This window comes from Actinoallomurus iriomotensis (assembly GCF_030269445.1).
In the GTDB taxonomy this organism is placed as follows: domain Bacteria; phylum Actinomycetota; class Actinomycetes; order Streptosporangiales; family Streptosporangiaceae; genus Actinoallomurus; species Actinoallomurus iriomotensis.
The window spans coordinates 892,540-911,541 of sequence record NZ_BSTJ01000002.1; the positions used below are offsets into that span (position 1 = coordinate 892,540).

20 protein-coding genes are annotated in these 19,002 nt (G+C 72.0%); 14 read left to right on the top strand and 6 right to left on the bottom strand.

From position 1 onward, the window contains the following. Positions 1-9 precede the first annotated feature (9 nt). The 3 genes from larAH (at position 10) to QSK37_RS12770 (ending at position 3,183) form a co-directional block, all read left to right on the top strand. On the top strand, positions 10-1,587 hold the full coding sequence (larAH, locus tag QSK37_RS12760) for an NPN-dependent hydroxyacid isomerase, LarAH14/15/16 family (protein ID WP_285566198.1): 1,578 nt from the start codon (positions 10-12) through the stop codon (positions 1,585-1,587). Next, positions 1,584-2,573 (top strand): lysophospholipid acyltransferase family protein, encoded by a 990-nt coding sequence (locus QSK37_RS12765; protein ID WP_285620029.1) that lies wholly within the window; start codon positions 1,584-1,586, stop codon positions 2,571-2,573. Before larAH ends, QSK37_RS12765 begins: the two co-directional genes overlap by 4 nt. 133 nt (positions 2,574-2,706) lie before the next feature. Further along, the gene (locus tag QSK37_RS12770) at positions 2,707-3,183 is read left to right on the top strand and encodes a hypothetical protein (protein ID WP_285620031.1); all 477 of its coding nucleotides are present in this window, start codon (positions 2,707-2,709) and stop codon (positions 3,181-3,183) included. A gap of 36 nt (positions 3,184-3,219) precedes the next feature. Here the strand turns inward: QSK37_RS12770 and QSK37_RS12775 are convergent, their stop codons facing one another. Next, a complete protein-coding gene (locus QSK37_RS12775) occupies positions 3,220-3,990 on the bottom strand; it encodes an SDR family oxidoreductase (protein WP_285620032.1) in 771 nt (256 codons plus the stop codon). A gap of 192 nt (positions 3,991-4,182) precedes the next feature. Here QSK37_RS12775 and QSK37_RS12780 point away from each other — a divergent pair, with 192 nt between their 5' ends. Together QSK37_RS12780 and QSK37_RS12785 are read left to right on the top strand one after the other, a co-directional pair. Continuing rightward, a complete protein-coding gene (locus tag QSK37_RS12780) occupies positions 4,183-5,040 on the top strand; it encodes a helix-turn-helix transcriptional regulator (protein ID WP_285620033.1) in 858 nt (285 codons plus the stop codon). A gap of 42 nt (positions 5,041-5,082) precedes the next feature. After that, positions 5,083-5,508 carry a ribosomal protein L7/L12 gene (locus QSK37_RS12785; RefSeq protein ID WP_285620034.1) on the top strand — a complete coding sequence of 142 codons (426 nt, stop codon included), beginning with the start codon at positions 5,083-5,085 and terminating at the stop codon, positions 5,506-5,508. A gap of 60 nt (positions 5,509-5,568) precedes the next feature. Here the strand turns inward: QSK37_RS12785 and QSK37_RS12790 are convergent, their stop codons facing one another. Next, a complete protein-coding gene (locus QSK37_RS12790) occupies positions 5,569-6,402 on the bottom strand; it encodes an alpha/beta fold hydrolase (RefSeq protein ID WP_285620035.1) in 834 nt (277 codons plus the stop codon). Positions 6,403-6,542: 140 nt separating this feature from the next. On the opposite strand from QSK37_RS12790, the gene QSK37_RS12795 reads away from it, so the two are divergent. Together QSK37_RS12795 and QSK37_RS12800 are read left to right on the top strand one after the other, a co-directional pair. Then, positions 6,543-7,097 carry a helix-turn-helix domain-containing protein gene (locus tag QSK37_RS12795; RefSeq protein ID WP_285620038.1) on the top strand — a complete coding sequence of 185 codons (555 nt, stop codon included), beginning with the start codon at positions 6,543-6,545 and terminating at the stop codon, positions 7,095-7,097. Continuing rightward, positions 7,094-7,618 carry a DinB family protein gene (locus QSK37_RS12800; protein WP_285620039.1) on the top strand — a complete coding sequence of 175 codons (525 nt, stop codon included), beginning with the start codon at positions 7,094-7,096 and terminating at the stop codon, positions 7,616-7,618. The genes QSK37_RS12795 and QSK37_RS12800 overlap by 4 nt, the downstream gene beginning before the upstream one ends. 30 nt (positions 7,619-7,648) lie before the next feature. On the opposite strand, the gene QSK37_RS12805 is transcribed toward QSK37_RS12800, so the two are convergent. The 3 genes from QSK37_RS12805 to QSK37_RS12815 form a co-directional block, all read right to left on the bottom strand. Then, positions 7,649-8,776, bottom strand: coding sequence for a glycoside hydrolase family 3 N-terminal domain-containing protein (locus QSK37_RS12805; protein ID WP_285620041.1), 1,128 nt, complete (start codon positions 8,774-8,776; stop codon positions 7,649-7,651). A gap of 179 nt (positions 8,777-8,955) precedes the next feature. Next, positions 8,956-9,795, bottom strand: coding sequence for a lysozyme (locus QSK37_RS12810; RefSeq protein WP_285566213.1), 840 nt, complete (start codon positions 9,793-9,795; stop codon positions 8,956-8,958). A gap of 339 nt (positions 9,796-10,134) precedes the next feature. Then, a complete protein-coding gene (locus QSK37_RS12815) occupies positions 10,135-10,764 on the bottom strand; it encodes an alpha-ketoglutarate-dependent dioxygenase AlkB (RefSeq protein WP_285620043.1) in 630 nt (209 codons plus the stop codon). A gap of 159 nt (positions 10,765-10,923) precedes the next feature. Between QSK37_RS12815 and QSK37_RS12820 the strand changes: the two genes are divergently transcribed. Together QSK37_RS12820 and hemE are read left to right on the top strand one after the other, a co-directional pair. Further along, positions 10,924-11,976: a uroporphyrinogen decarboxylase/cobalamine-independent methonine synthase family protein gene (locus tag QSK37_RS12820; protein ID WP_285620044.1), complete on the top strand. Its 1,053-nt coding sequence runs from the start codon at positions 10,924-10,926 to the stop codon at positions 11,974-11,976. Between the two features lie 141 nt (positions 11,977-12,117). Next, positions 12,118-13,245: a uroporphyrinogen decarboxylase gene (gene hemE, locus QSK37_RS12825; protein ID WP_285620046.1), complete on the top strand. Its 1,128-nt coding sequence runs from the start codon at positions 12,118-12,120 to the stop codon at positions 13,243-13,245. Here hemE and QSK37_RS12830 read toward each other — a convergent pair whose 3' ends face one another. Then, complete coding sequence (locus QSK37_RS12830) at positions 13,246-14,631, bottom strand: MFS transporter (protein WP_285620048.1); 1,386 nt, start codon at positions 14,629-14,631, stop codon at positions 13,246-13,248. Positions 14,632-14,897: 266 nt separating this feature from the next. Between QSK37_RS12830 and QSK37_RS12835 the strand changes: the two genes are divergently transcribed. The 5 genes from QSK37_RS12835 (at position 14,898) to QSK37_RS12855 (ending at position 18,970) form a co-directional block, all read left to right on the top strand. Further along, complete coding sequence (locus QSK37_RS12835) at positions 14,898-15,311, top strand: MerR family transcriptional regulator (protein WP_285620050.1); 414 nt, start codon at positions 14,898-14,900, stop codon at positions 15,309-15,311. 321 nt (positions 15,312-15,632) lie between these two features. Next, positions 15,633-16,886 (top strand): carbohydrate-binding protein, encoded by a 1,254-nt coding sequence (locus QSK37_RS12840; protein ID WP_285620051.1) that lies wholly within the window; start codon positions 15,633-15,635, stop codon positions 16,884-16,886. A 120-nt stretch (positions 16,887-17,006) separates the two neighbouring features. After that, positions 17,007-17,216: an EF-hand domain-containing protein gene (locus QSK37_RS12845; protein ID WP_285620052.1), complete on the top strand. Its 210-nt coding sequence runs from the start codon at positions 17,007-17,009 to the stop codon at positions 17,214-17,216. Next, on the top strand, positions 17,197-18,327 hold the full coding sequence (gene macS, locus QSK37_RS12850; protein ID WP_285620099.1) for a MacS family sensor histidine kinase: 1,131 nt from the start codon (positions 17,197-17,199) through the stop codon (positions 18,325-18,327). The genes QSK37_RS12845 and macS overlap by 20 nt, the downstream gene beginning before the upstream one ends. Then, positions 18,314-18,970 carry a response regulator gene (locus QSK37_RS12855; protein ID WP_285620053.1) on the top strand — a complete coding sequence of 219 codons (657 nt, stop codon included), beginning with the start codon at positions 18,314-18,316 and terminating at the stop codon, positions 18,968-18,970. Before macS ends, QSK37_RS12855 begins: the two co-directional genes overlap by 14 nt. Positions 18,971-19,002 lie beyond the last annotated feature (32 nt).

A 19,002-nucleotide genomic window follows, 5' to 3' on the forward strand; every position in this document is an offset into this window, starting at 1 on the left:
AGGTTGAGAGTGAGCAGACCAGGCTTCGTACTCGACGTGGATGAGCGGACACCACCGCTGCTCATGCACCAGGGTGAGGGCTTCCGGCTGGAGCGGCTGCCGCTCGGCGCGAAGGTCATCTACCCGCCGGACTCCCTGCCCGGGATCCGGAACGTCGACGCCGCCATCAAGCACGCACTGCTCAACCCGCACGGCACCGACCCGCTGCCCGAGCTCCTCACGCCCGGGATGCGGCTGACCATCGTCTTCGACGACCTGTCGCTGCCGCTGCCGCCGATGCAGACGCCGGACGTCCGGCAGCGCATCATCGAGCAGGTGCTGGAGATGGCCGCGGCCAAGGGCGTGGACGACGTCGAGCTGATCGCCGGCAACGCCCTGCACCGCCGGATGACCCCGGCCGAGCTGCGGCGCACCGTCGGCGACCGTGTCTTCCAGGCGTTCTTCCCCGAGCACCTGAAGAACCATGACGCGGAGGACCACGACAACCTCCTGCACATGGGCAAGACCAAGCACGGCGAGGACGTCGAGATCAACCGCCGGGCCGCGGAGAGCGACCTGATCGTCTACGTGAACATCACGCTGACGGCGATGAGCGGCGGCGCGAAGTCGGTGTCGGTCGGGCTGGCGAGCTACAAGAGCCTCAAGCACCACCACAACGTGCACACGCTGCGGCACTCGAACTCCTTCAACGACCCGCCGAACTCCGCGATGCACCACTCGTACGAGCGGATGAAGGGTCTGATCGACGAGCACGTCAAGGTCTTCACGATCGAGACGACGCTCAACAACGAGACGTTCCCGTCCTCGATGGGCTTCCTCAACAAGCGCGAGTGGGAGTGGAATCTCCGCGACCAGGCGTCGTACGTCGCGGTGAAGCGGGCCAACGAGCTGCTGCCGGCCAAGACCCGGCGGCGCATCTGGCAGTCGACCGCCGCGCCGTACGGGGTGACGGGCGTCCACGCGGGCCTGCAGTCCGAGGTGCACCCGATCACGCTGGGCAACGTGCACCGCCAGCAGCTCACCGAGGTGAACGGCCAGTCCGACGTCGCGATCTACGGGCTTCCCTACATCTGCCCGTACAACGTCAACTCCGTGATGAACCCGATCCTGGTGATGTCGCTCGGGCTCGGCTACTTCTTCAACCTGTACAAGAACAAGCCGATCGTCCGGCAGGGCGGGGTGGCGATCTTCTACCACCCGGTGCCGAACGAGTTCCACCCGGTGCACCACCCGAGCTACATCGACTTCTTCGAGGAGATCCTCACCGAGAGCACCGACCCGGTGCTGCTGGAGACCAAGTACGAGGAGCAGTTCGCCACCGACCCCTGGTACATCCAGCTCTACCGGAACAGCTACGCCTACCACGGCGTGCACCCGTTCTACATGTGGTACTGGGGCGCCCACGCGCTGGAGCACCTCGGTGACGTGATCTTCGTGGGCGGCAACCGGAAGACCACCGCCCGCATGGGCTTCCGCTCCGCGACGACCCTCGCGGACGCCCTGGAGATGGCCAAGGACACGGTCGGCTCCAGTCCGTCGATCACGTATCAGCACAACCCGCCGCTGACTCTGGCGGATGTGCGATGACAATTCGCCGGGAGGTCAAGCTGCTGCGGCACGGGCGCGACTGGCGCGGCCGGTCGACCGTGCCGAAGTCGGCGCAGCCGCACGAGCTTGAGCACGAGGACCGGGAGTTCCCGACCGCCTGGGCCCGTACGCGGGTCGCGGTCGCGGCTCGCGCGGGGTTGCGACGTACGCTGCTCAAGCCGGTCGTCTGGGGCCAGACGACTCCGGTCGTCGAAGGCACCGAATACCTCGACGGCGTCAAGGGCCCGGTGGTCTTCGTCGCCAACCACTCCAGCCACCTCGACACGCCATTGATCCTCGGCTCGATGCCGGAGCGGTTCGCCGACCGGGTGGCGACGGGCGCGGCGTCGGACTACTTCTTCGACGTCCGCTGGCGCGCGACCCTGACCGCGATCTTCTTCAACGCGTTCCCGGTCGAGCGCTACGGTTCGCGGCGGCTGCGCAGCCTCGCCCTCGACCTGGTGGACCAGGGCTGGAGCCTGCTGCTCTATCCCGAGGGCACGCGCTCGGAGGACGGCTGGATGAACCCCTTCAAGCTCGGCGCCGCGGCGCTGTGCGTGACGAAGGGCATCCCGTGCGTGCCGATCGCGCTGCGGGGCTCGTACGCCGCGATGCCGCGGGGGCGCAACTGGCCCCAGCCGGGCAAGCCGCGGGTGACGGTGCGCTACGGCCGCCCGCTCACGCCGGAGGAGGGCGAGGACGTCCGTTCCTTCCGGGTGCGGATGGCCAAGGCGGTCAGCCAGCTCGCGGCCGAGGAGGACATCGGCTGGTACGGCGCGCTGCGCGCGGCGGCGGACGACCGGCTGCAGATCCCGGGCGGCGCCCGTCCGACCCGGCCGGGCGCGCTGAAGCCGGCCGAGGAGCCCAAGGCGGAGGAGAACGGCACGGCCGCCGGGTCGCCGGGCGAGCAGGTGGCGCACTGGCGCCGCATCTGGGCCTCGACCGAGCCGCTGGGCGGCAAGCGCCGCAAGGTCTGGCGCGACTGACCCTCGTAGCCGATCACGCGACAGGAGCGTCCCCGTACGGGGGCGCTCCTGTCGCGTTTCACCGGCCCCGCTCGCCGCCGGCGGCATCGGTGCGGTCCGGGGAGTGATCCGGCCGTGTGAAAGCATTTCTGTCATGGCCGAGCAGCCCGGCGACCGCCTGCCCAGCGTTCTCCTGCGAGCCCTGGACGATGCGGCGCTCGAGGTCACGGAGCAGCCCGCTTTTCTGCTCGTCACCACCGACGAGGACGGGGCTCCGCGGATCGGCATGGTCGGCGCCGGGGAACTGCTGGTGCGCGACGACCGGACCCTGCGCGTCGCGCTGTGGCCGGGTACGCACACCGCGCGCAACCTCGGGCGTGGCGGCGCCGCCCTGTTCGGCGCGGTCTCCCCCGGCTCGGTGGTCTACGTGCGCCTGCGTCCGGAGCCGCTGGACACGCCGGCGGACCTGGAGTGCTTCGAACTGACCGTCACGGGCGTACGGGAGGACGCGCATGCCGGCATGGCGGTGACGAGCGGCATCACGTTCCGCGCCGAGCAGCCCGGTCACGAGGAGGCGGTCGCGACCTGGCGCCACCGGCGCGCTCTCCTCACGGACGCCCGGCGCGCCTGACGAGTGACCGGCAACGGCGCGACGAGGCCGACGGGATCAGGCCGGCTGGCCGGTGGGCATGATGGTGACCTGCTGGAGGTTCGCCCTCGGCGGCAGGGCGGCGAGGAAGCCGACGGTCTCCGCGACGTCCTGTGGGGCGAGCCACTCCATCGTCTCCTTCGAACCGTCGAGCCACTCCAGGGCGCCCTCATCGGTCACGTGGCTCTGCAGCTCGGTGCCGACGATGCCCGGCTCGATCGCCGAGACCCGAACGTTCTTCGGCCCCAGCTCGACCCGCAGGTGCCGGGACAGCTGCGTGACGTAGGCCTTCGTCCCGGAGTAGACGGCGAAGTTGGGGAAGATGTTCCGCGCCGCGATCGACGACGTGTTGATCAGGTCGGCCACCCCCAGGCGGGCCGCGGACGCGACCAGCTGCGGGACGAACGCCCCGATGACGTTCATCAGTCCGGTGATGTTCAGGTCGATCTGGTGCCGCCACTGGTCCGTCCGCAGCTCCTCGACCGGCGCGGGCAGCATCACTCCGGCGTTGTTGAACAGCAGGTCGGCGGCGCCGAGCTCCGCCTCCACCCGTTCGGCCGCCGCGCGGACCGCCTCCGCGTCGGTCACGTCGACGGCGACCGCCAGCGCGGTGCCACCGCGCGCGCCGATCCCCGCGACCAGGTCGTCGAGCCGCTCGGCTCGGCGCGCGAGCACGGCGACCCTCGCGCCGAGCATCGCCAGCCGTTCCGCGGACGCCTCGCCGATACCGCTGGACGCGCCGGTGACCACCGCCACCCGGCCGGACAGGGGTGTTGACTCCTTGGACATGTGCTGTACCTCCGGTGGAAGTCGTGTTCGCGGAGCGACCGTCGTGGTCCCCGCACTCCTCAACCCCACCACTCCGGAGGCGTCGTCACGGCGGCACGGCAGGCCCTGACCGGGCAGGCAACGCCGGAACAGGTACCGGCAGGACCACCCTCCGCCGACCGGTCACCCGCGGGGCCCGGCCACACTGGAGGTATGGACCGCACCTCGGAGATCGCCGGCTTTCTGCGCTCGCGCCGGGCGCGGATCACCCCGGACCGGGCGGGCCTACCCGCCGACGCCCGTCCACGGCGCGTGCCCGGTCTCCGTAGAGACGAGGTCGCCCGGCTGGCCGGTATCAGCACCGAGTACTACACGCGGCTGGAGCAGGGCCGGGCCGCGAACCCCTCCCCCGAGGTCCTGAACGCACTGGCCCGCGCCCTCGAACTGGACGAGGCCGAACGAGAGCACCTCACCGACCTGTGCTCCCGCCCGGCTCCGGCACGCCGCGGCGCCTCCGGCGCTCCGCAGCGCGTCCGCCCCGGCCTGCACCTGACGCTCCAGACTCTCGACCACGTACCGGCCTTCATCCTCGGCCGGCGAACCGACGTCCTCGCCGCCAACCGGCTCGCCCGGGCGATCCTCACCGACTTCGACGCCCTGCCCGTCCCCCAGCGGAACCTCGCCCGCTTCTACCTCCTGGACCCCGCCGCTCGGGAACGCGTGGTCGACTGGGAACAACTCTCCGCCGAGACCGTCGCGATGCTGCGCCTGGAGGCCGGCCGCCACCCCGACGACCGCCGGCTCGCCGACCTCATCGGCGAGCTCACCCTGTGCTCGCCCGAGTTCACCACCTGGTGGAACGACCACCGGGTGCTCCGGCGCACCCACGGCACCAAGCGCTACCGCCACCCTCTGGCCGGCGACCTCGTCTTCTCCTACGAGTCGTTCCAACCCGCCGGCGACACCGAGCAGACGCTCTGCGTCTACAACGTCGAACCGAACTCGCCGACCGCGGAGGCGATCCGGCTGCTCGACAGCTGGACGGCGCCCGCACGGACCGCCCCGGCCTGAACGCCGCCCGGCGAGAAGTCTCCGGTCTGACAGAATCCGGCCATGACCGCACTGGAGCTCCTGGCCTGCCTCTTCTTGGTCGTGGGAGTCATCGCACTGCTCATGGGTCTTGTCCGGGCAGGGAGCCGGCAGGCGACGCCCGGGGTGTACCCGCCCATGGCGCTGCCGGCAGACCTGCAGCTACGCGTGCGGGCGCTGCTGGGAGAGAACAAACCGATCCTGGCCGTGAAGGAGGTCCGGCAGGCCACGGGCCTGGGTCTCGCCGACGCCAAGCGGCTCGTCGACGCGCTCAAGAGCGGGCCGCTCCCCGAGCCGGCACCGTACGCTCCGGGCGGTCACGGCAACGTCGCCGACCGGGCGCGGCACCTGCGGGACGCCGGCGACCTGCCGGGCGCCGTCTCGCTCGTCCAGACGGAGACCGGGATCTCCGCGGCGGACGCGGAGCGCTTCGTCGCCGCCCTGAGCTAGAAGCGCGGTCAGTAACCGGACGGCAGGGTCGTGAGTTCAGGTGCTCACGCTGTGCCGGGCTCAGGGCGCCGTCCGGTGGAGCAGGTCGGTGACGGCCTGGAGCACGGCGTCGGGGCGTTCCTCGTGGAGCCAGCCGTGGCCGGCGTCGTCGATGACGCGGTGCTCGCCGCGTGGGACCGAGGCGGCCAGTTCCGCGTGCAGGGAGCGCTTGGCGTCGTTGATCTCCCGGAGCAGGTCCTCCGGCCACAGGTGGGCCTGGACCGCGTCGCGCCCCATGGCACTGAGCACGATCGTCGGCACGTCGGGCAGGCCCGGTGCGTCGCGGAGTTCGGCGGAGACCTCGTCGTAGAGGTTGCCGTCCTCCTGCCAGGCCGTCCGCCACGAGGCGAGGTGGTGTTCGGCGAGCGGGACCCGGACGTCGTCCGGCCAGGCCTGGAAGAACGCGATGAGCTGCTCGCGCGCGGCCGCGAGTTGCTCCGGTGACGGCTCGGGCAGCTCCCGGCCCTTCATCTGGGCCAGCAGGTCGAGCACCTGCCGGGGCGCGCGGCTGACCAGGTCCTCGTGGAAGGGGTCCAGCAGGAGCAGCCCGGCCACCGCGTCCGGAAAGCGCTGGGCGAAGTGACGCGCGTACGCCCCGCCCAGCGAGTGCCCGGCGAGCAGGTACGGTCCGGGCACGCCGGCGGTCTCCAGGAGGTCGCGCAGTTCGCCGGTCACCTCGGCGGCGGTGCGGGGCAGCTCCGCCGGGTCGCTCCAGCCGGTGCCCGCCCGGTCGTACAGGACGCTGGTGGTCCGCCCGGCGAGGCGCTCGTGCAGGTTGAGGTAGTCCAGGCCGACCATGCCCGAACCCGGCAGGAGCACCACGGCCGGGCCGCCGGTGCCGGATCGGTGCAGCATCAGCCTCCGCCCGCCGACGGCGTGCGGACGTCCTCTCGGCGGCATGGTCTCGGACCGGCTCTCCGGTGGCGTGATCGGCATCGATGGTACCCCCTGTTCTCAACTTTGAGAAAGGTATCAGAAGTGAGATCATGCGGTCCATGGACGCCGTGGACCTGCTGCTGCATCCGGTGCGGATGCGGATCGTGCACGCGATGTCCGGCGGCCGGACGCTGACGACGTCACAGCTGTGCGACCTGCTGCCCGACGTCTCCAAGGCGACGGTCTACCGGCACGTCGGCCTGCTGGCCGACGGCGGCCTGCTCGAGGTCGCGGGCGAGCACCGGACGCGCGGCGCCGTCGAACGCCGGTACCGGCTGCACCGGGCGCGGGCGGCCGTCGACGCCGAGACCGCCGCGTCGGTCTCGGTGGAGGACCACCGCCGGGTGTTCGCCGTGGCCATGGCCACGCTGCTCGCGGAGTACAACGCCTACCTCGACCGGGACGGCGCCGACCCGGTCGCCGACCTCGTGGGCTACCGTCAGCACGCGATCTGGCTCAGCGAGGAGGAACGCGCCGCGATGATCGAGGAGCTGCGCGAGGTGATCGTGCCGCGGATGAGGCACGCCCCGTCCCCGGAGCGCACGCGGCACCTGCTCAGCCCGATCCTGTTCCCGGCCGAGGAGGCCCCCGCCCGTACGCCGGGTGAGCGGTGACGCGGCCGGAGTGGGTGACGGCCCCGCTCGACGGGCCCGGCATGAAGGTCTCCGACCCGCGTGAGCTGCTGCTCGGCTACCTCGACTGGTACCGCGAGACCGTACGACGCAAGATCGACGGGCTGTCCGAGGACGGGCTGCGGTCCCCCGTCGAGCCGATGGGGTGGTCGCCGCTGGGCCTGGTCCAGCACCTCGGCTGGGTCGAGCGTCGCTGGATGCGCTGGGGGTTCGCCGCCGAGGACGTCGAGCCGTGGCCGGCCGGCGGCGACGCCGAGGAGTTCGGCGTGCGCGCGCCGACGGCCGAGATCCTGGCCGCCTACGACGAGGAGGTACGGCGGTCGCGCGAGCTCGCGGCGGGCGCGGCGCTGACCGACGTCGCGCGCCTCGGCGGCCGGTTCACCGAGCCGGAGCAGGCGCCGCCGCTCGCGCGGATCCTGTTCCACCTGCTCCAGGAGTACGCCCGCCACGCGGGCCACCTCGACATCGTGCGCGAGCTCGTCGACGGCACGACCGGCGAATAGCCGAGGGTCCGCGGACCCCCGGCCACGCCGTCAGGCCAGGCTGTTACGCAGGTTGGTGACGCGGGTGCGGGCGGCGTCGAAGGCGCTCTGGCCGAGGGTGCCGGCCCGCAGCGCGTTGGCCAGTCCGGTGACCGCGCTCTGGCCGTACGTCGGGCTCTCCCCGCACACCAGCAGCAGGTCCATGCCCGCCTTGGCGGCGGCGACCGCGCGCTGCGCCGTGGTGCCGAAGTTCGACAGGCCGCCGGCGGTGAGCGAGTCGGTGATGGTGACGCCCGTGAACCCGAGGCGTCCGCGCAGCTCGTTCTGGACGATGGTCGACGACAGCCCAGCCGGGTAGTTCGGGTCGAGCGAGGGATAGGTGGCCCAGGACAGCATGACGAGCTTGACGCCCGCGCTGATCGCCGGCGCGTACGGCGCCTCGTCGACCGAGCGCAGCGTGGACGCGGAGGCGGTGAGGGTGACGGGCGCGGAGTCGGTGTTCTGGTTCTTGGTCGCCGAGCCCAGGCCCGGGAAGTGCTTGGCGGTCGCCGCCACCTTGTGCCGCTGCTGCGCGGTGATGAACGCGCTGCCCAGCTGCCCGCAGACGGCCGGGTCCTTGCTGTACGAGCGGCCGTACTGGTCCTCGAAGTCACCGGCCGTGCGGTACACGTCGAGCACCGGGGCGAGGTTGACGTTCATGCCGACGCTCGCGAGGAGCGCGCCGGCCTCGTCACCGGCGCTGGTCGCCGCCGAGACCGGGTCGGACGACTGGCCGATCTGCTTCTCCGACAGCGTCGGCCCGCCGGGCAGGCGGCGCACCTGGCCGCCCTCCTGGTCGGTCATCAGCAGCAGCGGCGCCCCGACCGGGCTGGCGGCGTTGGCCTCGTTCAGCTGCTCGCAGACCGAGGCGATCTGGTCGAGGCCGCTGATGTTGTCGCCGAAGAAGATCACGCCCGCGGCCCGGCCACCGGAGATCGCGTCCAGCAGCGACTGCGGGACGGTCGTGCCCGAGTAGGAGTAGATGACCCGCTGGCCGGCCTGTTGCTCCGGCGTCAGGGCGGCGGGCCGTACGGTGCTCCGCCCGGCGGCCCGCGCGGTCCCGGCCAGGCCGACCGTCGCGAAGGCCGCGCCGGCGCCGGCGAGCAGGGCGTTGCGCCGGGTGATCGAGTTTTCGTTCATCTGATTTGTCCGCGCACGGGACTCCGGCCGCGACCGGAGGGTGCGCTGCCTCTCTTCCTGTGTGGTGCCGCCGGGGCGGCGGGGCGGGGCTCCGGCTCACGCCGGAGGTCAGGGGAGGACGTGCCGGGCCGGGCGTGCCCACGAGGCACGCCCGGCGGAACGGAACCCGGGCTGATCGCTCAGCCGTTCGCGAGGGCCTGGACGCGCGAGTAGTCGCCGTTGAAGTAGTCCTGGTCCCCGGGGAAGACGCCGGAGTCGGCGTACTGCCAGATGGTCTGGAAACTCCAGTTGTACGGCATCGCGCCCGGTGAGCCGTTGTAGTTGGCGAGCATCAGCGGGTTGGTGGAGGAGAAGTCGCCGGTGTTGCCGGTGCACTGGCTCCACCAGCTGGTCGCGGTGTAGATGACCGGCCAGCGGCTGGTCTTCGCGTGGTACTCGTTGCTGAACGAGAGGATCCAGTTCACCATCCCGGCGGCGGACAGGCCGTAGCAGGTGGCGCCGTAGGGGTTCCACTCGATGTCGAGCATGCCGGGGAAGGTCTTGCCGTCCTTGGACCAGCCGCCTCCGTGCGCGACGAAGTAGTCGGCCTGCGCCGCCCCGGACGAGGTGTTGGGCGTGGCGAAGTGGTAGGCGCCGTGCACGATGCCCACGTTGTACGCGCCGGTGTACTGCTGGGAGAAGTACGGGTTGGTGTAGTTGGTCGACTCGGTCGCCTTGACATAGGCGAACCGGGCGCCGTTGGCCGCCACCGAGGCCCAGTTGACGTTGCCCTGCCAGCCGCTCACGTCGAGGCCGGGCGTCTGGACGACGTTCGGCCGGACGATCATGCGGCCGGAGCCCGGCTCGTGCTTGGCGACCTGCGAGCCCAGCCAGTCACGTTCGGGATGGGTGACCGGGTCGGCGGAGGCTCCGGCGGGCTGGGCGGCCGCCATGAGCGCGCCGCACAGCAGGGTCGCCGCGGACAGGGCGGCGAAACGCGACTTACGCGCCGTCTGGGATGAGCGCTTGCGTAGTGCCACGTGATCCTCCAAGGAGGGGGAGACCTGAGGACTGTGATGCACTCCCGCGGGCGATGCGCTCGCGCTTGAGGATCGCGGCGGCAGGGAACCGCGGGGGTGAAGCGGCGGGGTGCTTCTCTCCCTTCGGGTCGGCGTTGCATACCCGTTAGTAGGTAGTAGATATCTTCCGAAGGTGTATTAGAAAAGGTGGAAAAGTGTCCCAACTGCGCCGGTGAAATCGTCGATTCACCGCTTTTCCCAGCTCAGGTGCAAGAACAGGGCCGGAACGGCCGGAGGAAATTGGCCGGATCCGGCAATCTCCGCCTGTCCCCCGCCGCGGGCCCTCGCGCGTCGGCGCCGTCAGCGGACGCCGCTGGGGCGGAACTGGATGCTGATCCGCGGGCCGGTCGGGCGGGCGGTCTTGGGCACGGCGTGCTCCCAGGTGCGCTGGCAGCTGCCGCCCATGACGAGAAGGTCGCCGTGACCGAGGTCGTGGCGCAGCGTGGGGCCGCCGCCGCGCGGGCGCAGCAGCAGGCTGCGCGGCGCGCCGATCGAGACGATCGCCACCATGGTGTCCTCGCGACTGCCGCGCCCGATGCGGTCGCCGTGCCAGGCGACGCTGTCGGCGCCGTCGCGGTAGAGGCAGAGCCCCGCGGTGCGGAACGGTTCGCCGAGCTCGCGGGCGTAGTGCGCGCTCAGCGCGTCTCGTGCCTCGCGCAGGATCGGCTCGGGCAGCTCCTCGTCCTCGCCGTAGAACTTCAGCAGGCGCGGCACGTCCACGACGCGGTCGTACATGTGCCGCCGCTCCGCGCGCCACGGCACGGAGCCGGCGAGGCGGTCGAACAGGGCGTCGGAGCCGGTCACCCAGCCCGGCCGCACGTCGATCCACGCCCTGCGGTCGAGCACCGTGCGGCGCACCGACGAGCCGAGCGGGCCGAGCTCGATCTCGTCGCCGCAGTCCAGCAGCGAACCCTGGAGCGCAAGCCTCATGACCTCAGTCTACGTGACGGATTCAAACACATGTTCGATCATGGTCCGGCGAGGCGACTGGCGGAATTTCAGACGCCTCGCGCCTCCATCGGCGAATTTCGGACGGGTGACTCTGTGATTTCTGTCAGTAGCGGAAGCCATTTATGCGAAGGTAGCGCCATGTCCCGGTCTATCCACTTTGTCGGCAGCCTGCCAGCGGACGTGTGCGGCACTCCCCGCCAGGCCATGGAATGGATCATCCAGCAACGCCGTGGCCACCGGCTGACGACGCTGCCCTGCGACCTGGATCCGAACTGGGTCGTCGGCTACCTGCGCGACCTCGCCGGGCGACCGGCGTTCGAGGTCACGCGTCCCGGCGAGTACGCCTCGTACGAGGACATGCGCACCTACGGCGTACGGCGCGGCCACCGGCTCCGCCCGGAGGACGTCTCCATGGGCCGTACGGACCGGCTGCGGAAGGCGCTGGAGGAGTTCCGCGCGGTGCGCGCCGAACACCCCGAGCTGGACGGCATCCGCCTGCAGATCAGCCTGCCCAACCCGCTCGACATGGCGATCTTCGTGTTCGCCGGCCGGCCATGGCTGTCGCTGCGGTACCTGCCGGTGTTCACCCAGGCGGTCGTGGACGAGGTGACCGAGCTGACCGCCGAGGCCGGCCCGGACATCGTGTGGCAGCTGGAGACGCCCTCCGTGCTGATCGGCATGGACATGGCCCGGCGGGTGCCCGGCGGCCCCTCCCTCGGCGCCCGTTTCCTGGCCCGGCAGGTCGCCGCCCTGCTCGCGCGTTTCCCCGCGGACGCGGAGACGATCCTGCACCTGTGCTACGGCAACTACCAGAACACCGAGATGTTCGCCCCGCGCGACCTCGGCCCGGCCGTCACCTACCTCGACCTCCTGGCCACCGCCCTGCGCCGCCGCGGACGCCCGCTGCCGCCGGTCCACCTTCCGGCGGCGTACGGCGCCCACCCCGCGCCGCGGAACGAGGAGTTCTACCGGCCGCTGCGGCGGCTCGACCCGGAGTGGCGGATCATGGCCGGGATCGTGTCGGCGGCCGACCCCGCGGGCGGCGCCGAGAGCCTGCGACGGTTCGAGGCCGCCGTCGGCCGCGAAGCGTACGCGGTCGCCACGGCCTGCGGCCTCGGCCGGCACACCGTCGAGGAGGCGGAGAAGGCCACCGAGGCGATGGCCGCCACGGCCGACGCCCCGTCGGCCTAGAACCCGGCGCCGCTCGGCTCTGACGCCCGCCGGGCCACCCGGACCGGGCGCCGCTACGATGACGACGTCCCTTTACAGGGGGCTGGAGTCTGCTCATCGAGTCCCGTCGATACCCGGGGCGATTCAACAGGATGGAACAGCGTGGACCTCGGTACCCGGGAAGAAGTCGGTACGAAGCCGGTGTCCGGCGGCGTCCGGTCCAAGAAGCTGCTTCTGCGCGCGCTCGCGGGAGAGCGGACCGAGCGGCCGCCGATATGGCTGATGCGACAGGCGGGGCGGTACCTGCCCGAGTATCACCGGGTCCGTGAGGCCGCCGGGGGCATGGTGGGGCTCTGCAATTCGCCCGAGCACGCCGTCGAGGTCACCCTGCAGCCGATCCGCCGCTTCCCGCTCGACGCCGCCATCCTCTTCGCGGACCTTCCGCAGGTCGCCGCCGCACTGGGTCAGACCCTGGACTACCGGCCCGGCGACGGGCCGGTTCTGACGCCTCCTGTCCGCTCGGCAGCGGACATGGCCGACTTCCTGAGCGTCTCCCGCCTCCACGAGGAACTGGCCCCGATCTATGAGACGGTCCGGCAGCTGACCCGCGCCCTGCCGGCCGAGACGGCCCTGATCGGCTATGCCGGCGCACCGTGGACCATCGCCACCTACATGGTCGAAGGACGCGGCGGCGCCGCGTCGGAGCACTCCGCCGTCAAGCAGTGGGCGCTGAGCGACCCCGATGGATTCCAGCCCCTGATCGACCTGCTCACGACCGCTGTCATCCAGTTCCTCGACCGCCAGATCGAGGCGGGCGCGGAAGCGGTCCAGTTGTTCGACACCTGGGCCGGGATACTCCCGGACGCCTTCTTCGAACGCTGGTGCGTCAAGCCGGTCGCCACCATCATCGCGGCGCTGAAGACGCAGCATCCGGACGTTCCCGTCATCGCCTTCCCCCGGGGCGCCGGGCTCGCCTACGACGGCTTCGCCGAGGCGACCGGCGCGGACTGTATCGGCCTGGATGCCACGGTTCCCCTCGAATGGGCCGCGCGGAAACTCCAGCGCGGCCTGGGCCGCTGCGTGCAGGGCAACCTCGATCCCCAGCTCCTGGTCGCCGGCGGCCCTGCGCTCCACGCCGAGACGGAGCGCATCCTGCGCGCGCTGAGCGGGGGGCCGTTCGTGTTCAACCTGGGACACGGCATCGTCAAGACCACGCCCCCGGAGCATGTCACCGCCCTGGCCGAGCAGGTGCGCGCGTGGACCACGCCCGCGCCGCAGAGAACTCCGTGACTAGGACGTCGACGAACCTCTGCGGCGGATCGCGGCGGCGAGGACCGTGCCCGCCGCCGCAGCGGCGGTGGTGAGCAGGAAGGCCACGCGGAACCGCGTGTCGTCCGGTGACGGGCCGAGCGCGAGGGTCAGCACGGCGACCGTGAGCGCGCCGGCGAGGTACTGGGACGTCGTCAGCAGCGCGCCCGCCGTGCCCTGGTGCTCCGGCGACACGTCGTGGGTGCCGATGATGAACATCCCGGTGTAGATGACTCCGTGCCCGAAGCCGCTGATCAGCAGGCCGGGCAGCAGGTCGGCGGCGTACGAGGGACCGCTCAGGCCGAGCGACAGCCACAGCAGGCCTGTGGTGGCGATGGCGAACCCGCCGACGAGTACGCCGTCGGCGCCGATCCGCCGTACGGCGCGGCCCGCGGCGGTGTTGCCGAGCGTCACCATCGCGGCCATCGGCAGGAACGCGGCCCCCGCCTCGAACGGCGAGTAGCCCTTCGTCGTCTGAAGCAGCAGCGTGAGCAGGTAGAACTCCGAGCCGACGCTGGCCATGTACAGCGCCGTGGCCGTCGCACCGGACCGCAGCGAACGCGTGCGCCGCAGCACGTGTTCGATCAGGACGTTGGGCGAGACCCGCTCGTTGCGGACGAACATCGCGAACAGCACCACCGCCAGGCCGAGGCAGACGAGCGTCGGCGCGGAGGCCCAGCCGCGATCGGGCCCGAGGCTGAGACCGATGACGAGCGTGAGCACGGTGCCCGTGCCGAACACCGAGGCGAGCACCGGGATGCGGCCGGCCGGCAGCCGCCCCCGGCCGACGCCGATCCACACGGCGGCGCCGAGCGCGCACAGGAGCGTGAGCGGCACGTTCACGACGAAGGTGAGCCGCCACGACGCCGTCGTCAGCAGACCCCCGAGGACGGCGCCGGCGGCCAGGCCCGACGCCCCGACCGAACCCCAGACCACCAGCGCGCGGCTGCGCTGCGGACCTGCGGGAAAGGTCGTGCCGATGAGCCCGAGGACCGCGGGTTGCAGCAGTGCCGCGCCGAGCCCCTGCACGCCGCGCGCGGCCAGCAGCACCGCACCGTCCTCGGCCGCGCCTCCGACCGCGCTGGCGATCCCGAAGGCGACGATGGCGCCGATGAAGAGCCGGGCCGGGCCGACGCGGTCCGTCAGCCGGCCGCCGACGACCAGGAATCCGGCGAACAGCACCGCGTAGGCGCTGACCACCCACTGCGCGAGCGCCGAGTCGAGCCCGAGGTCCGCGGCGATGCTCGGCAGGGCGATGTAGATGATCGAGTAGTCGAGGGCGATGAGGAACTGCGCCACCGACAGGACGGCCAGGGTCGCGGGCCGGCGTACGGTCACCGGCGCCGCCGGCGCGGTCACGACGCTCACGGCGCCACCTTCGTCGATGCCACGGGCGGAAGAACGCCGCCGTGCCCATCGGTTCGCTTCGTCACAAGGTCTCCGTCTTCGGGAGAGGCGTGGATGCCGCCGAGAGTACGGGTGGCCGGGCACCGTCGCTGACCGCGCATGCCCGACGGCACTGACCCGGCCGCTTCCGGCCGACGGCGGCGCCCCTCCTCTCGCTCACGCGGGGTGGAGCCCCATGCTCGGACGTTCACACTAGTGTGAAGGCAAGACGTCCACCGGGAGGCAGGGTGCGGATCGGCCGGCTGACCGAGCGAACCGGCGTCCCCGCACGCCTGCTGCGGTACTACGAGGAGCAGGGCCTCCTGACCCCCGAGCGCCTGCCGAACGGCTACCGCGACTACGGCGAGCACCTGGTCGGCCGGGTCGCGCAGATCCGCGGGCTGCTCGACGCCGGGCTGACGACGAGCATCATCCGCCAGATCCTGCCGTGCCTGGACGACCCGTGCACGATCCACGTACGCGACGCGGACCCGGACCTCATCGCCGCCCTCGAACACCAGCGTGAGCAGATGGACGACAAGATCGCCTGCCTGACGAGGAACCGCGACGCGATCAGCGCCTACCTCGACGCCGTACGCCGGCGGACCTCACGAGGCGACCAGGGCCCGCAGCCGGTCCATCCCGGGGGCGCGGATCTCTAGCCGGTGCCGCCCCGGCGCGAGCCCCGGATCGACCAGCACCCGGTAACCGTCGTCCGCGAGCCGCGTGCCGGCCCGGAGGTCCAGCGGGTTGCCGGGCACGGCGGAGACGATCGCGTACGGCCGGCTGTTCGTGACCCGGACCGGGGCCAGTCCGCCGGAATCGAAAGTGGGGTCTCCGCAAACGCCCTCGCGCGGGGTACTCTCACGACAAACAAATAGGAAGGTTTCCTAAGAGAAGCTTAAGAGAACGCTTCCGCCCCCGGTTGGTCCCCGCCAGGACTGCGGCCGGTCCGTACGTTCACCCCCGAAGGAGAAGCGACCATGCGATGGAAGGCACCCACGACCGGACGGCGGCGCGGGCTCGTCGCCGCCGCGACCGCCGCGGCCGGCGCGGTCGCGCTGGCGCTCGGCACGGCCTCGGCCGTCACCGGCGTCACCGCCGCGTCCGCGAGTGAGCACACAGCCGCACCCGCCGCGCTCGGCGGCAACTGGTACGGCGCGGCGCCGTACGTCATGCCGTTCGACAACAGCCCGCCCGACCTCGGCCCGGTGATGAGCGCGACCGGGCAGAAGTCGTTCCAGCTCGCGTTCATCCTCGCTCCGAACGGCGGTGGATGCAGCCCGACCTGGGACGGCACCCACGCCGTCTCCTCCGACACGCAGGCCAAGTCGATGATCGACGGGATCCGGGCGGCCGGCGGCGACGTGACCGTCTCGGCCGGCGGCTACGGCGGCACGAAGCTCGGCCAGACCTGCGGCGACCCGTCCTCGACCGCGGCGGCGTACCAGCAGGTGATCAGCAAGTACGCGCTCAAGGCGATCGACTTCGACCTGGAGGAGCCGGAGTACGAGAACGCGACCGCGATCCACAACGAGATCGGCGCGGCCAAGATCCTGCAGCAGAACAATCCCGGCCTGTACGTCTCGGTCACCACGGCCGGCACGACCGGCGGCGAGGGCACGGGCTGGTTCGGCAAGCAACTGCTGGCCGAGGCCAAGAGCCAGGGCTTCACGCCGGCCAACTACGCGATCATGCCGTTCGACGGCGGGTTCAACGGCTCGGCGGCGCAGATCAGCGCACTGGAGGGCTTCCACTCGACGCTGATGAACACGTTCGGCTGGAGCAGCGCCACCGCGTACGCCCACGAGGGCGTGTCGCTGATGAACGGGCGCTCCGACACCGGCGAGTACTTCCGGCAGGCCGACTTCCAGGCGGTGCTGAACTACGCCACCTCGCACGGCCTGTCGCGCTTCACGTTCTGGTCGGTCAACCGGGACCGGCAGTGCAGCCCGCCGGACAACAACGGGCAGACCTCCGGCACCTGCTCCAGCGTCACGCAGGGCGCCTGGGACTTCACCAGGTTCACCGCGGCGTTCGGCGGCGCGCCGGCCTCTCCCCCGCCCACCGACCCGCCGCCGGGCGCGTGCACGGCGCCGGCCTGGAACGCCACCAGCGTCTACACGGGCGGCATGGAGGTGACCTACTCCAAGCACACGTACAAGGCCAAGTGGTGGACCCAGGGTGAGACGCCGGGCACGGCCGACGTCTGGTCCGACGAGGGCCCCTGCACCTGACGACCCCGGACCGGCGGCCGGTGGGTGTCTTCCACCGGCCGCCGGGTTTTCGGCGTGTGTCGACCCGAATGTGTGCTTTCATGCTGAACGCCGCAGTACTCCGAGCACCGGGAGCCCGCCGTGACCACGCCCGACGACGCCGCCGCGACGTTCAAGGAATTCGACTACGACGGGGACGGCTACGTCACCGCCGTGGAGTTCAAGCTCGCCATGACCGCCCGCCGCCAGCAGGTGACCGGGGACGAGATCGACTCGATCTGGGCCCACGCCGACAAGGACAAGGACGGAAAGATCAACCAGGCGGAGTTCGCTGAGGCCTGGAACGCCTGACCGGGCGGCCCGTTCGGCCGTGGTGGCGCAGCTGTGGCGGGCCACCGCGGCGTTTCGCCTGGCCACACTCGTGTACGCCGTCGCGCTCATCCTCCGCCACCGGCACGGCTACGCGCACCCGCTGGGCGGTCTGCTCGCCCTCGCGGCGATGGCCGGGTGGACCGTCCTGGCGACCGCCGGGTACGCGCGGCCCGCGCTGCGCCGCCGCGCGTTCGTCGTCGCCGACGTCCTGGTCGCGGTGGCGCTGATCCTGGGCACGCGCTGGGTCGACACGGGCGTCCACATCGACCACGGCGCGCCGACGCTGCCGGTGTCGTGGGCGGCGGCGCCGGTTCTCGCCTGCGCGGTCACCGGCGGCCCGTGGGCGGGCCTGGCCGGGGCGGCGGCCGTCTCGGCCGCCGACGTGGTCGAGCGGGCGGCCCTCGCGCCGAACACCTTCAACGGCGTCGTGCTCCTGCTGATCACCGGGGTGGTCGGCGGCTACGTCGTACGCCTCGGCACCCGCGCCGAGACCGCCGTGGAGCGCGTGGCCCGGCTGGAGGCGGCCACGGCCGAGCGGGAGCGGATCGCCCGCGAGGTGCACGACTCGGTGCTGCAGGTGCTGTCGCTGGTGAGCCGGCGCGGCCGGGAGCTGGGCGGCGAGGCGGCGGAGCTGGGCCGGCTCGCCGGTGAGGGCGAGACGGCGCTGCGCACGCTCGTGGCGACCCCGCCCGCCGCCGCCTCCGGAGAGCTGGAGCTGCGCGCCCTCCTGGAGCCGTACGCCGCCGAACGCGTCACCGTCTCCGGCCCGGCCGGCCCGGTGCCGCTGCCGGCCGCCGCCGCGGAGGCGGTCGCCGCGGCGGTGGGCGCCGCGCTGGACAACGTGCGCCGCCACGCGGGTGCGGGCGCCTCGGCGTGGGTGCTCGTCGAGGACGAGGGCGACGTCGTGACGGTGAGCGTCCGCGACGACGGCGCCGGGTTCGCGGCCGACCGGCTCGCGCGGGCGGTGGAGGCGGGGCGCCTCGGCGTGGCACAGTCGATCGTGGGCCGGATGCGGGACGCCGGCGGTACGGCCCAGGTCACGTCGTCGCCGGGTCAGGGGACCGAGGTGGAGCTCCGTGTCACGCGATGAACACGAGCCGGACGAGCCCGTTCGCGTGCTGGTGGTGGACGACCACCCGATGTGGCGCGACGGAGTCGGGCGGGACCTCACCGAGGCGGGTTTCGCGGTGGTGGGCACGGCGGGCGACGGAGCCCAGGCGCTGCGGGTGGCCGCCGCGACGCGCCCGCAGGTGGTCCTGCTCGATCTGAACCTTCCCGGTCTTTCCGGCGCGGAGCTCATCGCACGGATGCGGGGGCCGTCGCTTCGGATCCTCGTCCTGTCGGCGAGCGGCGAGCGCCAGGACGTCCTGGACGCCGTCACCGCGGGCGCGACGGGCTACCTGGTGAAGTCCGCGCGGCTGGAGGAGCTCGTCGCGGCGGTGCGCGCGACGGCCGCCGGCGAGGCGGTCTTCACGCCGGGGCTGGCGGGCCTGGTGCTCGGGGAGTACCGCAGGCTCGCCGCCGGCCCGGCACCGGACACGCCCCGGCTGACGGCGCGGGAGACCGAGGTGCTGCGGCTGGTCGCCAAGGGCCTGACGTACCCGCAGATCGCCGAGCGGCTCGTCCTGTCGCCGCGTACGGTGCAGAACCACGTGCGCAACACGTTGACGAAGCTGCAGCTGCGCAACAAGGCCCAGCTCGTCCGCTACGCCCTGGAGAAGGGCATCGATTAGGTAGAAGTACCCAGCCGAAGTCGAGCCATCGT